The organism is Streptomyces sp. NPDC053474, assembly GCF_044544845.1.
Classification (GTDB): Bacteria; Actinomycetota; Actinomycetes; order Streptomycetales; family Streptomycetaceae; genus Streptomyces.
On sequence record NZ_JBITXV010000012.1, the window covers coordinates 246560 to 260173 of the forward strand.

The window sequence follows — 13614 nt, forward strand, 5'->3', positions numbered from 1 at the left end:
ACGAGCGCGTTGACACAGCTCATCAACCCCGCGATCAGAGGTGGCGCTCATGACCCTCATGCGTCTCACGCTCAACACCGTCTACCTCTTCGAGGACGAGGAGTCGGGTTCGACCCGCATGGGCCTGTACGTCCGCGTCCTCGACAACTCCGGCAACCAGGTGGCGGAGTTCCGCTGGAACAGACGCAACGGCGAGGTCGAGGACAACTTCCAGTACCCGCTGGACGGCGACCAGGAATACCCGAGCGTCCTGGTGTTCGACATCGGCGGCGAACCGGGCGGCATCGGCCGCCTCCACGTCAAGGCGTACACGGACAACGACGAGCGCTGGCCCGACGAGGGCCACCACGAGAACTTCCTCGGCGAGGCGGAGGTCGTCTTCGACACCCGCGAGCCGAGCCAGCTCGGCCAGATCCTGCTCGGCCCCACCACCACCGACAACGGCCAGACCGGCTACGCCGTCACCGGCCTCCTGGAAACCGTCCCGCCACGCGGATTCCGGCACGTACGACTCGTCTTCAAGGACGTGGTGGTCTTCGACGACGAGAACAGCGACTTCACACACATGGGCCTGTACGTCCGCGCCTTCGCCCCGGCCCAGGGTGACGCCGAGGCCATCGACCAGGAGCTCCTGCGCTGGAACAACGGCGGCGACCGCGTCTTCGACGAGGCGCTCTTCCCGCTCGCCAGCGGCCTCCCCTCCCCCGTCACCACGCTGGCCGTGGGCGGGCCGACCCGGATCTGGGTCGAGGCGTACACCCACGACGACGAGTCCTGGCCGAGCGGCGGCGCCTACGAGAACTTCCTCGGCCGCGCGATGATCACCATCGACCCGAACGAGCCCGACACCCTGGGCCGCCACGCCCTCGGCCCCACCCAGACCGACCAGACCCACAACGGCTTCCTGCTCACGATGAGCAGCGAGCTCCTGCCCCCCGACGCCACCCCGAACCTGGAGATCACCGGCGTCGAGGTCACCCAGGCCACCCAGCACTTCACCCCGCCCGCGGGCGGTCCCCAGCACGCCCTCGCGGCGGGCAAGGCCACGCTGGTCCGCGTCTATCTGGACTCCGGCATCGATCCGCGCGAGGGCGGCACCGTGGCCGGGGTGGTCGGGACACTCACCCTCAACGGCGGCTCCTTCACCGCCCGTTCGCTGAATCCGATCACGGCCCGGCCCGTCGCGCAGGTCGACCGGGGGCAGATCGGGCACACCCTGAACTTCCTCATCCCCGCGGACCGGGTGACGGCCGGAACGGCCAAGATCCAGGTGCAGGCGGAGGTCGCGGGCACCCTCAGCAACCCCATGGAGGTCACGGCCGACTTCCGGGCGACGCGGCCGGTGACCGTCTGGATGGTGCGGGTGTCGACCCCGACGGTCCCGGCCCTGACCGAGGCGCACTACCGCTCCGTCGCGGACACCCTCCCCCGGCGCTACCCCATCGCCGACACCGGCGGGATCGTCTACTACACGGTTCCTGGCCTCACCGAGATCCACACCACCCGCGACCTGACCAGCGAGGACGGACAGGAGGACTTCATCGACGACCTGGAGGACATCCAGGAGGACCACGGCAACGACGACCAGTTGCTGTACGCGATGATCGACCAGGCCGTCCCCATGGGCGTCCGGGGCAAGGCGCGGTACGACGACCACGTGGCGTTCGGGTACGACTTCGAGACCACGTTCGCCCACGAGGTGGGCCATCTGCTGGGCCTTCGGCACGCTCCCTGCGGCGACCCGCAGAACGTCGACGAGGACTTCACACCGCCCGACGGCCGCATCGGCGAGGTCGGCGTGGAACCGCTGACCCGCACCATCCACCCGGCCAACGTCGGTGACCTGATGGGCTACTGCGGTCTCGACACCCGCTGGATGAGCGGCTACCACTGGCTGCGACTGCTCAACACCCTGTCCGTGCGCGGCGAACAGGCCGACGCGGCACCGCCCGAGCGGCCCGTCCACGGCACGGTGCCCGCCGTGCTGACCACCACCAGCCGCCCGTTCCCTGGCCACTACGTGCGGGTGCGCGGCCGGGTCACCCGCTCCGGGGCGGTGCGCTGGCAGCCGTGCCTGCGGACGTTCCGCAAGCCGTCGCCGCCGCGGACGGTCCCCGGCCCCGTCCACACCGTGTCCGTCGAGGACGCGGCCGGGCAGGTCCTGGCCAGCGCGCCGACCGTCGTGGTCTTCGACCGCCACGACCAACAGGAAGCAGCCTTCAGCGCCCGCCTGCCCTACGCCGCGCGGGCCCACCGGGTCGTCCTGCGTCGCGACGGGACCGAGCTGGGCGCGCTGGTCGTACCGTCCGGCCCGCCGCAGTTCATCCTGAACACGCCGCTGTCCACGCCGGAGATCGACACCGAGGGCGTCCTGCACCTGCGCTGGCAGCGACTGGACGTCGGCGAGCCCGAACCCCGCCCCGCCTTCACGTACTTCGTGCGGTTCACCAACGCCGACGGGACCTTCGCGCCCCGCCCGGGGGTCAACCTCAGCGGCACGTCCTTCGACCTGGACCTGCGCACGATGCCGGGGCACGAGCGGTGCGTGGCGCAGGTCATCGCGACCAACGGCTACCACACGTCGTACGTGCAGACCCCGCCGTTCGCCCTCCCTCCGCAACCGCCCGAGGTGCTGCTCGGCACCGTCGACGGCCCGCTGTTGACCGCCCAGGGCAGCTCGCCGCAGCACGGCCCGATCACCGGCGCCGACGTGGCGTGGCTCGTCGACGGCCGCGCGGTGGCGACGGGCGGTTCCTTCGACGTCCGCTCCACCGGCTCCGGAGCCCACACGATCGCCGTCCGCGTCACCGACCGCGACGGCCTGGACACCACGGCGCCGCTCGGGAGGTACGACGGCACGAGCGGGGAGCGCCTGCCGGTCCCGCTCGAACAGTAGCCGGGGCGCTCGCGCCCGCCGCGCGATCAGGAGACCCGCCAACCGCCCGCCTGCCGGGTCCCGGAGTCAACGACGTACTCGACGAGTGCGCGGGACGCGGCGGCGGGCGGCCGTGCTTCGGGGCACGCGTGCCCCAAGGCGGTCAGCTCGTCGGCGAACAGGCTGTGGAGGGTGCGCCGGTAGGCCTGGGTGGCCTCGTGGGCCGGGTACTCGGGGTCGGTGAGCGCGAGGGCGGCGGCCAGATAGCCAGCCGTGGAAGTCCGGGGCCGCGGCGATCTCGGCGAGCCGGTCGATGACCGCGAGGAGCCAGGTACGGGGGTCGTCCCCGGCGGCGTCCATCGTGGCGCGGTACTTGTCCAGGTCCTCGGCGGTGCTGCGGCGCAGCACCTCGGCGATAAGGCCGTCCTTGCCGCCGAAGTGCTCGTACAGCGAACGCCGGGCGGCTCCGGCCGCCTTGAGCAGGGCACCCACGCCGACAGCGACGCCCTGGGTGTAGGTCAACTCTCAACTGGTCTATCTATATCTCCAGCGACGACGAATAGACCGAATGGTCTATCGCTTCTGGGGAGGCATCATGTCCGCTGGCCACATCACAGAAGTCATCGACTCCGTACGCACCACCAAGGTCCCGACTCAGTAGGCACCACCACCGAGGTCATCGACCGCTTCAACCGCGCGTTCATGGAGCACGACGCGGGTCTCCTGGACGGCCTGATCGCGGAGGACTGCGTCATGGAGAGCGTCCAGCCCACGCCCGGCGGGGTGCTGCTCCGCGGCCGTGAGGCCTGCGCGGCCTGGTGGACGGCCGTCATCGACGACCGCGCCACGCGGTTCACGCCGCAGGAGGTCATCGTGGCGGGCAAGCGCGCGACGATCGTGTGGAGCTACCGCTTCGGACCGGCGCCCGACCAATGGGTGCGCGGGGTCAACGTCATGCGCGTGTCGGACGGCCGCATCACTGAGGCCTCCGGCTTCAGCAAGACCGCGGGCGAGGTCCCGCTCGCCGCCGAGTCCGACGCCGCGTGACACACCCCCGCCTCCGGCACGCCCACCCCCGTCGCACGAAGGGCCCTTCGATGCGGAGCTACCACCCGCCCCACAGCGGCGCCGGGCTCTCCGGCCTCACCGACCGCGAGCACGACGTCCCCACGCCCGGCCCGACCAGGCCGTGGTGGCGGTACGTGCGACGTCCCTGAGCTTCCCAAGCGCATAGCGCGGGTTCGATTCCCGTCATCCGCTCTTCTACGAAGCCCCAGGTCAGATACCTAGGGCTTCGTCATTGTCTAGACCTGTCGGGGGCTGCCGTGCCCTCCGCATGACCTACCTCGCGAAGATGCTCAGCTCGGAGGGCACGCGACGCACCATCTCACACCACCTGTGCCGAAGCGGCTGCTAAGAGGATGACCACCTGTCTCGGGAATCACCCCATCCGAGGCCGGCCGCGTGGCTAGCGTGTGGCCTTATGACCGACGCCACGCCTTCCGGGGCGGACCTCCTGACGTATCTGAACCGTCTGGAGTTACGTTTCGACTCGTCCGCTTCCCTGGTCGCATCCGATGCCCACGACGATCCCGCAACGCTGGAATGGCACTGCCGCGCCGTCCTGCCCCTGTGGCAGCCGGACGACGAGGAGACCGAGGCCGCCAACGCCCGGCTCCTAGCCCCTGGCGTATCGCTGGCCCAGTCGTCCCACGACGAGGGCCAAGAGTTGACGGTCCTCTCGATGTCCGGTCTCACGGTGGACCTGTGGCGCGTCGGAAGCGTCTACGTATCGCTGGACGCGCGCGACGCCGACTATGCGCACTTCATGCCGCTCTTTGAGGAGACAGAGGGACTCGGCCTGCACCCCGATCTGGAGGAGGGCCTGGTGAGCGGCGACCAGGTCGTCATCATCGACCGGGTTCGGATCGCACCGGCATGGCGAGGGTTGGGCGGGGTCGGCCGATTGTTGATCGGCCGACTTCTCCGCTGGATGGTCGGCCAAGCGGCGCTCGTGGCGACACATCCGTACCCGATCGACATCCCTGTCGACGAACGGGAGGACACAGCCCGGGAGGCGCGGGAGAAGGCTGTGGTGCAACACACGTGGCGATCCTTGGGGTTCGAGCCCTTCCGTGAGGACGTATGGGTGATGCAGCCGCATCTGAGCGCCCATGGAGACGCCGTCGAGCGTCTGGAGACCACATTCACTCAGCACCTCTGAGCCGGCCCATACGGCCACACCAGAAGAGAGGACGAACAGGACCGCAATGCGCGAGTTCACCAACCACAGGGCGCGATCCACGCTCAACGCTCTTTGCCGCTTCTACCTGGAGACCCAGGACTTCTCAGAAGCGCATCCCGGGGCAACACTGGACGACTTCGAGCGGCACCTGCGTCAGCAGATCGACGACTTGAAGGCGGAGTTGGAAACCAGCGAAGCAGCGGCTGAGACCGCCGTCGTCACCAAGACCCTGTCGGGACCTCTCGCGGACCCCGAACGCCAGCGTGCGTTCCGTCTGCAGCAGGAATCAGAGCCACCTGCAACGGGCCCCGAGAGGGAAGCCTGGTGGAAACAGCGCAGGGCTGTGATGGCCGAGATCAAGCAGCAAGGGCTGGCGGAAGCTCTGGACTGGGAGTGCCGCGATTGCGGCGCCCCGATCAAAGTAGCCTGCAGGACAGCTGGCGGCAGGCCCAAGAAGGAGCCGCACTTCCTCCGGGCTACCGATGCCCAAGCCCCCTACAACCACGCGTACGGTCTGCGCTGAAAGCCGCGGGCTGAGGCCGGGACGTTAAGCCGTGTCCCCGCCCACAGATCCATACCCGCGTCTGTCGGCAATGGAACTGACGGGCCGGTAGCAGCCGCTGGGGAGGGGAGCGACGCAGCCCTCCCCTCCCCAGCGACTCGTCAGACGAGCCTGAGCACTGGGCGGCTATCGGGCATTCCCAGCAGCTCACCTACCCTCGCCGGCTTCCAAGCAAGTTCCACAGCAAGCGCGCGGATCGTCAGTCCAGTGTCCTGTTCCGCCAGCTCGAATGCCTTGCGAAGCATCACGGGCCGTTCCCCCGGGTATCCACGGACGGATTCCGGGGCGAAGCCCGGCTGTCCGCTGAGGCCCCGAAGTCGCTGGTACGCGCGGCTGATCGTCGCGTCTGAAACGAGCCCGAGTTCCCGGTACCGGTAGATGAGCGAACTCACCGACACACCCCAGGTCTGGGACAGACCGGCCAGTTGTGCCAGGTCCACCCGCCGCGACAGCAGAGGAAGGATCGATTTCTGCGGGGTGAGGAACTCGGCGGCGAAAGCATCTGCCTCTCGTTCCAAACGGCCGTCCCCGGTGCACCTGCGTGGAGGATCAGGTGCCCAAGCTCGTGGGCCGAGCTGAAGCGATATCGGTAGACATCGTCGGCGCCATTGGGGCTGAGCACCACGACAGGACGCAGCAGGCCGGAGCTGGAGAACGCGTCGACCTTGGACGCCGCCTCGTCGGCCTCTACAGGTGCCACGACAATGAGGCCGTGTGACTCCATCCGGCGTGCCAGATGGCGCACGGGCCCGTCCCCCAGTCATCAGTGGCGCCGGAGCGCTCGCGCAGCGCCCACGGGATCGTCGGGCAGATCTGTCCCGGGGTACACCTCGCCGCCCGTGAAGCCCGGAAGGTTGACGGATGGAAGCTGCACCCGCTTCTCAAGGGCACGAATGAGTTCCCATACCTGCTCGACGAAGCCGAGGGCTCGCTCTCGCTGGGCCCGCCGGGCCCAGCTGAGGAACCTCTATGGCACCGACCCCGCCGCCATCCGTCGCGGGGTCCTGAACGAAGCCCTCAACCGCCCGTCCGGCGAAGCCGTCGAGTACACCGACCGGGCCGCCCGCATCCTCGGCTACCTCGCCGAACACCTCCCGGCCAGCCCCTCGACCGGCTCTGCGAGTCGAGGACCTGGCGCCCGCTGGGCATGAACACCACCCGTCTTCGGCCCGCTCCCCTCCGACCTGGCGTCCCGATGCGCCCCCACCGAACTTGACCAGGAGACCGGCACCCACCTCAAAGGCACCGCCCACGACTTCTCCGCCCGGCTCCTCGGCGGAGTGTGCGGCATCGCCGGCACCTTCACCGTCCTCGACGACCTGGCCGTCTTCCTCCGCTACATACTCGACCACACCACGGCCCCCGCCGCGGCTGGCTTTGGCGCCGAGTGGAGCACCAACTCCCTCACCATCCAGACCGGCGGCCTCCAGCCGGAACGCGGCCTGTTTTGGCACCCGCCCTCCGGCACCACCGATGAGCAGGACGTCTGGGTCCATTACGGCTTCACCAGCACCGGCATGTGGATCTCCCCCACCCAGGACCGCTGGGTGGTGCTGCTAACCAACAAGCTCTACTACACACGCGACCGCTGACCGCTGTCCGCAACGCCTTCCGCCAAGAGGCATTCGCCTGAGGCACTCGGCTGCCCTCGCACGAGATTCGTGCCTAGCTCTCGGAGCCGCCTCCTACCCAGCTCGGACTCCTTGCGAGAACACCGCTGGCGACGAGATCTCCTGGTGGCAACAGGGACATTCGGTCAGCTGTTGGGGATCCACCCGCCACGGACCGAGCCACACCTTGCGTGCTTCAGCTTCTTGTCGAGCCCTCTCGACGCAGAGCCTGCTCATTCCGGCACTGAGCCTGTTCAGGTAGGCATCCCGCTCCTGCGCTCGATGCCTCTCCAGACCCAAGCGCCACCACAGCACGTCCGCCGCATCGAACGAGGTCCCGCAGTGCCCATTGACAAGGGTGACGACCTGCCCCAGGTTCACCGTCACCTTGTGATCGTGTATGCCATTGAGAAAGGCTTCCACGACCTCATCGCGCGTCGGCGGTCTGTACTTCGCACCGTCCACGGGAAGCAGGGCATCGTCGAACACTTGCCGCACCTGCCTCAGCAGCCAGAGCTCGGCAGGCGTAGGCCAGATTCGTGGCCCCGCCGTACGACCATTGCTGTAACGCAGAACGCCGACCGAGGGCAGCCGACTGACGCATTGCTGGGCGTTGCGTGTCTCGAACCCATAGCCGTAGACCTGCCGCGCGACGCCTTCCCATGTCATCCAGACCGGATACGGCTCAGTCGTGCGGGCCTCGGCTAGCACCTTGTAGATCTTTGACCCCACGGGTGACTTCTTCGGCACGCTGCGAGGGTAGGCACAACTGGCAAACACCGGTGCTCAAGACTGATAGATCAACCGATCGAGCGAATTCAGGGAAATGAGCAAGCTACGGAACCCAGTCATCGGCTAGGAGCCGAAATCCAGCGGGCCCTACTCATGCGAGCCAGCAGACACCAGCCCCCTGGCCAGCACCGCAAGGCACGTCACTCCTGGGAGCCGTATGGGAGCCGACCTGCTCCCGAAGCTCCCCAAAGTCGTGGGTTCACACCGGGCCCTCGAAGGCGACTTCGCGATTGAGTCCGCTACGGCGATCCAGAGGCGCACCTGCGCCCGCTGCGCCTTCCTCGTCCGTGGAGGCACCTGCCCAACGCTCCGGCACCGTGCCCCAGCCGTGCCCTTCGAGGCGGCGAACAGCGGTCAACACGGGTCCCGCCGGGTCGGCCAACGACCGCCCTTCAGGAGCCGTTTAAGCAGGTCAGAGGCCAGATGACCAGGCCAAGCGACGGTGATTCCCAAGCTCATAGCGCGGGTTCGATTCCCGTCATCCGCTCTTCCACGAAGGGCCAGGTAAGCGACCTGGCCCTTCGTCGTTGCCCATTCTCCGAGCGACGCTTCAGCTGCGCTTCTGACGCAGGTGGCGGGAGGCAGTGTAGGTTCGCGCCGCCATTGGCAGTTCGGACCGCGGTGACCTGCTGCTTGTGCTTGTATCTCATCAGATGTCCCGCAGTTTCCGTCTCAGTTCGGTGGCATTTCTTCATGCCGCATCGTCCTGCTAGTCCGCATCGACCTTCCAGGTTTGGTCGAACCAGGTGATGAAGTCCATCACGGTGCCGACGCGGGCGATGCGCTCGTGGATGGCCCGCTGGTCGTGTCCGGGGAGGAAGTCGCCGCGGTCGATCGGTTTGCCGCAGCCGCAGTTGCACTTCCGGTTGTCCAGCGGGGACTTGAAGTAGGTGATGGGGTTCTGCTGGGCGCCGTTCGGCGCGGGTTTGCCGACGTAGTGGTCGTACACCTGATGCCCCGGGGCGAGGATGCGTCCTTCGAAGGCCCGCCGGCCATCGGGGGTGTCGACGACCCGGTTGATCTCGATGGCCTGCCTGATGATGACGCCTCCGCTGACGACGGCGAACCGCTCTCGTTCGACTCGTTCGCCGGGCATCACCCAGGTCCCTCGGGCGATGTCGTGAAGCTGCTGGTCGGAGAGCCCTTCCGTCCATCCGATCTGTGACCGCGCGAAGACGTCTTCGCGCGGATCGATCGACCTGCGTCTGCCCAGCGTGATCTGGATCATTTCGCGTCCTTCAGACCATCACTTAACGGAGTTGGTGCGTCTAAGGTAGCGGAGAGAGCACTAGACCATGAATCTCCCTTGGAACGGGGTCATGCAGTCAAGCGTTGCCAGCGTCGGTGCGTGCCTCGGGCAGCCCTCCCCCGTGCCGTAGCTGAACCGCTTGTGGGCGGGGAAGACTGTGGGTACTGCCGGTGCGCCTCTGCATGGATTCGTGAAGCTCACCACCGCTGGCCGGTTACGGCCGACCGCACCGCCTTCAGCAACCTCACGCCCACCGGACTCACGATGCCGACGCTGCGGCAGGGCCGGATCCGCGGTGAGGCGTTCGAGGTCGACGAGTGGCTTCACCTGAGGTGTCGCGATGGGGCCTGTGGACCGATGCCCACCCCGAACGCACTGAGAGGCTCCAAGGATGAGGCGAGTAACGGCGCGCTCAGGTCTCGTCCTCGGGTTCGAGCTCCTTGAACTCCGGCAGGGTGAGCACCTTCCCTTCCGCCCGGGGGTGTCCTCATCCTCCTCATTCGCCAGGACGAAGAGGGTGCCGTCGGAAGAGCGTCCCGCCTTCGCCGGGGTGGCACCGGGCGCCGCCGGGCCGGCCGCGTGCGTGTGCAGGTGGCCACTGCGTGATCACCGGGGCGGCGGCCCGCATGCGCCGGTCAGTGGGGGCCGCCGTGGTCAGCGGGCTCGGGTTTGCGCGCGGGGCGCGCCGTACCGGGCCGCGCGACGCGCTTTCGTTTCCTCTCTGAGGAGTACCAGAGCGTAGGGCAGGCAGGACACGACGATGACGAGGCGGGTGAGCCAACGGCGGAAAGGGTGTGCTGTCACTGCTGTTTCTCCTCTTCCTGGTCTGTGGGGGCGTTGAGACATGGGCGCGTGCGGGGTGCGGTGTCTGCAGAGCGGTGGGCCAGTGTCAGGGCTGGAGGCGGAGGGGAGCGTGGTTGGCTTTGAGCAGGCGGGCGCCGAACAGGCGGAGTGTCATGTTGCGGGCGATCGCGGGCAGGTTGCGCGTCGCGTCACGGCGCTTGTTCTGTTCCAGTACCCATCGCACGCGCGCCTCGCGGCGGAGCTGGTACTCCTTGAGTACTCGGCGCAGGGTGCCTGGGTCAGAGGCGCTCTGCCATGTCGTTGTGCCCAGCATGGAGGCGAGTACGTGTGCGTCCTCAAGCGCCATGGCGGCCCCTTGCGCCATGCTCGGGGAACAGGCGTGGGCGGCGTCGCCGATGAGCACGGCATGCGGGCGGACCCAGTCGGATCCGCCTGCCTCGTACAGCGGAGCGAAGTGTGCGGTGGCGCCTTGAGAGGCGAGGCGCAGTACAGGTGGGGCGAATCCCTCGAACAGCGACCGCCAGTCGCCGGTGGGCTCAGCCGGGCTGTCGCTGTTGGTGTCGGCGTAGCAGTACACCGTGCCGTTGCCCAGAGGCACGGTCAGAAAGCTCCGGCCGCGGCTGCCCAGGCGTACGGTCCAGTCTGTGCCATGAGCGAGGTGGTTCTCGTTGCGGGCCAGGAACCGCCAGCAGATCTGGCCCAGGAAGCGGGGCGGCGGAGCGCCGAACGCCTGCTGGCGGACGGTGGAGTTGGCTCCGTCGGCGCCGACCACGAGGTCGTAGCGGTCGGTGGTCGCGTCGGTGAACGTGGCGGTGCCGTCCTGGGCCAGCGCTGACAGGCCGGTGCCCAGGCGGATGTTGTCGTCGCCGACCGCGTCGCGCAGGATGGTGTGCATGTCGCCGCGGGTCAGGGCGAGGCAGGCACCTACATCGCCCCAGACCCGGTGCACCGGGACCGTGGCCAGGTGCCTGTCCCGGTGGTCGAGGATGCGCTGGCGCGTGATGGGGTGGCCGCGGCGGGCCAGGGCGTCTCCCAGGCCGAGATGGGCGACGGTGCGTACCGCGTTGGCCGGGAGGTAGAGGCCCGCACCAGTGGTGGGAAACCGGCTGGAGCGTTCGATGATGTCGGCGTACAGGCCGTTTCTGCGCAGGGCGTGGGTGAGGGTCAGGCCGGCTATGCCGGCGCCCACGATGAGGATGCGCGGTCGTGTCATCAGGGGTGTTCCGTTCGCAGATCAGCTGCCCGAGGGCGATGTCAGGGCAGGGGGGGGCAGGGGTCGAGGAAGCATTAGGCGCCGCAGGGGCTCGGGTTGTGGTGCGGGTGCGGATGCAGCCGGGGCTGGGCAGCCGCCGGTGCGCTGGTCGTCGAGCCGCGTTGAAGCTCTGCACTGCGGGCTGTTGAGTCTGCTGGTGGCCGCGAGGTCGGGCGTGTGGGATCGAGGACTTGAGGAGAGCCGGGCGGTGGTGGAGCTTGGGTCGGCTCGGGTGTGTTTGGGCCGTTCCGGAATATCGGGGAAGCCCGTGGCCCTGGTGCGGAGGGTAGGACGGCTGGGGTGCCGATGAGCGGACGGAATCGGCAGGGCGGGTCGGCCCCCTCGGTCCCGCAGCCCGATCAGTGAGGGGCCACCCCCTGCCGTGCCCGTCGGGTGGACTACGAGTGGCAGGTCTTTGGGTGTGGCCGCGCGGCGAAGCGGCGCAGGAGGGGGCGTTCGAAGCACTGGTGAACGGCGAGGGATGCCATTACTGCCGTGGCGATCAGGGCCAGGGCGATGACGAAGCCGACCCAGGGTGGCAGGCCCGGTCGGGGACCGATGAGATGGCGAACCGTCATCGTCAGGGGCCAGTGGATGAGGTAGAGGGCGTATGAGGCCTCGCCCAGGGCGAGCAGTGCCGGATGAGGTAGGCGGCGGGCGCGGCCGTCGAGGTCGGCGCGGGCCGTCGTGGCGATGACCGCGGCCAGGGCGGGTGCCATTGCCGAGGCCAGGGCGTACTGCGGGGGCAGGAAGGGCAGGGCGCTGAAGAACACCACGAAGAAGGCGCCGATGGGCAGGCGGCCGATGGCCGGCCAGGTGCCCGTCTGGAGCATACGGGCGGTGATGATGCCGAGGAGGAATTCCGGCAGCCGCACCGGCGGAAAGACGTAGATGAACCACAGGCTGTACTCGTTGACCGGCAGCCAGTCGAAGAGGGCGGGCCCGGGGACGGCTGTGGCCAGCAGCGGCAGGAGCACAACCATGGCTGCCAGGGCGGTCCAGACGTGCCGCAGCCGCCGCGCCGGGATGGTGCGGGCGGCGAGGATGAGGGCGGGGAAGAGGGCGTAGAAGAACGCCTCGCACGAGATCGACCACGCCGGGGTGTTGAAACCGGTGTAGTAGTCCGCGTCCGGCACCCAGTCCTGGACCAGGAGGAGGTTCGCGGCGGCAGGGCCCACGCCGTGTGCCGGGGGAACGGTCATGGGCACCGGCGCCGCGGTGACGGCGAAGAACACCGCGGTCGCCGACCAGGCGAGCACATGGTTGGGGACGATCTTCCACCAGCGGCGTCGCCAGAACGCGCGTCTGTGCTCGCCGGGCCGGTGCACCCAGGTCAGCAGGAAGCCGGAGAGCACGAAGAAGCCGCTCACGGCGCCAGCGGCCAGCGGTTCCGTGGCGCTGAGCGCTTTCTGCAACGACCCGTCGAACAGCCCGGACACGTAGGTCACGTGGTACCACACCACTGCGGAGGCGAAGACGAACCGCAGGCTCGTCAGCGACGGCAGACGGCCTGACAGGGGCTGGTCGGACATGGTTTTCAAGGCTCCTGGTGGTCGTGAACGGCGAGAGACCCATCGGGGCGCGGGCGGTGGGGCGGGGACCGGGTGAACCCAGGTGGCGGGGCGAGGAGGGAGCGGAGTTCTGGTCCCCGCGGCGCCACGTCAGCCTCTGCAGCCCGTGCAGCCCGGGTGTCTCGGGCCGGCGAAGGCAGGGGGCTCCTTGCGGGGTGAGCTCGCCGGTCTGCCCGGGGGCGGGGGCCGGGAGGCGGCGTCACGCGGGAGTGCAGACCATCGTCTCCCCGTCCGCGGCGCTGATCACGACGCCGGCCAGCTCTCTGCCTTCGCGGCAGGTGTGGACGGCGTCCGCATGGCGGCCCTCGGCCTGGATGCCGCCGTCGGCCCGCAGCGTGCCCAGCTCGCCATCGAGTTCGACGGTGACGACGTCATCGCCGCGGGCCGTGATGCGGCCGCCCACGTCGGCCCGGCCGATCCGGCCGCCCCGTTTGATGCTCAGGGCGGTGGCCCGCAGCTGGGTCTGCACGCCGCGCACCAGGCTGGTGCCGGTGCCGCCGGCGGTGGTCAGGTCACCGCGGACCTCCAGCTGGGGCAGGTCGCGGCTGATCTGGATGCCGATGGCTCCGTCCCCGGTGGTGGCGATGCTGTCGAAGGAGGCGTGGCGCATGGATCCGTCGTAGAAGTTGAAGCCGCGCGCGCCGGTGCCGTGGG

The 13614-nt window shown here is 68.8% G+C and carries 10 protein-coding genes and 2 pseudogenes; 5 read left to right on the plus strand and 7 right to left on the minus strand.

Annotated elements, in window-relative coordinates; genetic code table 11:
* Positions 1-49 precede the first annotated feature (49 nt).
* Positions 50-2896, plus strand: a complete 2847-nt coding sequence (locus ACIG3E_RS28080) for a hypothetical protein (RefSeq protein ID WP_399622017.1) — start codon at positions 50-52, stop codon at positions 2894-2896.
* A gap of 66 nt (positions 2897-2962) precedes the next feature.
* Here the strand turns inward: ACIG3E_RS28080 and ACIG3E_RS28085 are convergent, their stop codons facing one another.
* On the minus strand, positions 2963-3367 hold the full coding sequence (locus ACIG3E_RS28085; protein ID WP_399622020.1) for a TetR family transcriptional regulator: 405 nt from the start codon (positions 3365-3367) through the stop codon (positions 2963-2965).
* On the opposite strand from ACIG3E_RS28085, the gene ACIG3E_RS28090 reads away from it, so the two are divergent.
* From ACIG3E_RS28090 to ACIG3E_RS28100, 3 genes are all read left to right on the plus strand, one after another.
* Positions 3314-3922, plus strand: coding sequence for a nuclear transport factor 2 family protein (locus ACIG3E_RS28090; protein WP_399622022.1), 609 nt, complete (start codon positions 3314-3316; stop codon positions 3920-3922). The two genes, ACIG3E_RS28085 and ACIG3E_RS28090, sit on opposite strands and share 54 nt — an antisense overlap.
* A 436-nt stretch (positions 3923-4358) precedes the next feature.
* The gene (locus ACIG3E_RS28095) at positions 4359-5099 is read left to right on the plus strand and encodes a hypothetical protein (protein ID WP_399622025.1); all 741 of its coding nucleotides are present in this window, start codon (positions 4359-4361) and stop codon (positions 5097-5099) included.
* Between the two features lie 46 nt (positions 5100-5145).
* On the plus strand, positions 5146-5643 hold the full coding sequence (locus tag ACIG3E_RS28100; protein WP_399622028.1) for a hypothetical protein: 498 nt from the start codon (positions 5146-5148) through the stop codon (positions 5641-5643).
* A 140-nt stretch (positions 5644-5783) separates the two neighbouring features.
* Here ACIG3E_RS28100 and ACIG3E_RS28105 read toward each other — a convergent pair whose 3' ends face one another.
* Entirely contained in the window at positions 5784-6200 is a 417-nt protein-coding gene (locus tag ACIG3E_RS28105) for an ImmA/IrrE family metallo-endopeptidase (protein WP_399622030.1), read from the minus strand.
* Between the two features lie 71 nt (positions 6201-6271).
* Positions 6272-6406: pseudogene (locus ACIG3E_RS28110) on the minus strand (DNA-binding protein); the annotation flags it as partial.
* Positions 6407-6629: 223 nt separating this feature from the next.
* On the opposite strand from ACIG3E_RS28110, the pseudogene ACIG3E_RS28115 reads away from it, so the two are divergent.
* A pseudogene (locus ACIG3E_RS28115) lies at positions 6630-7315 on the plus strand (serine hydrolase domain-containing protein); the annotation flags it as partial.
* A gap of 52 nt (positions 7316-7367) precedes the next feature.
* Here ACIG3E_RS28115 and ACIG3E_RS28120 read toward each other — a convergent pair.
* The 4 genes from ACIG3E_RS28120 to ACIG3E_RS28135 form a co-directional block, all read right to left on the minus strand.
* Positions 7368-8042, minus strand: a complete 675-nt coding sequence (locus tag ACIG3E_RS28120; protein WP_399622033.1) for a hypothetical protein — start codon at positions 8040-8042, stop codon at positions 7368-7370.
* Positions 8043-8793: 751 nt separating this feature from the next.
* Positions 8794-9312, minus strand: coding sequence for a hypothetical protein (locus ACIG3E_RS28125; protein WP_399622036.1), 519 nt, complete (start codon positions 9310-9312; stop codon positions 8794-8796).
* A 910-nt stretch (positions 9313-10222) separates the two neighbouring features.
* Complete coding sequence (locus ACIG3E_RS28130) at positions 10223-11350, minus strand: FAD-dependent monooxygenase (RefSeq protein ID WP_399622038.1); 1128 nt, start codon at positions 11348-11350, stop codon at positions 10223-10225.
* Positions 11351-11787: 437 nt separating this feature from the next.
* Complete coding sequence (locus tag ACIG3E_RS28135) at positions 11788-12921, minus strand: acyltransferase family protein (protein ID WP_399622041.1); 1134 nt, start codon at positions 12919-12921, stop codon at positions 11788-11790.
* Between the last annotated feature and the right edge of the window lie 693 nt (positions 12922-13614).

What these genes read in the sequence shown, in the direction of transcription:
- ACIG3E_RS28080 (WP_399622017.1), top strand. Translation starts at nt 50, where the DNA reads ATGACCCTCATGCGTCTCACGCTCAACACCGTCTACCTCTTCGAGGAC.
- ACIG3E_RS28095 (WP_399622025.1), top strand. Translation starts at nt 4,359, where the DNA reads ATGACCGACGCCACGCCTTCCGGGGCGGACCTCCTGACGTATCTGAAC.
- ACIG3E_RS28100 (WP_399622028.1), top strand. Translation starts at nt 5,146, where the DNA reads ATGCGCGAGTTCACCAACCACAGGGCGCGATCCACGCTCAACGCTCTT.
- ACIG3E_RS28125 (WP_399622036.1), bottom strand. Translation starts at nt 9,312, where the DNA reads ATGATCCAGATCACGCTGGGCAGACGCAGGTCGATCGATCCGCGCGAA.
- ACIG3E_RS28130 (WP_399622038.1), bottom strand. Translation starts at nt 11,350, where the DNA reads ATGACACGACCGCGCATCCTCATCGTGGGCGCCGGCATAGCCGGCCTG.
- ACIG3E_RS28135 (WP_399622041.1), bottom strand. Translation starts at nt 12,921, where the DNA reads ATGTCCGACCAGCCCCTGTCAGGCCGTCTGCCGTCGCTGACGAGCCTG.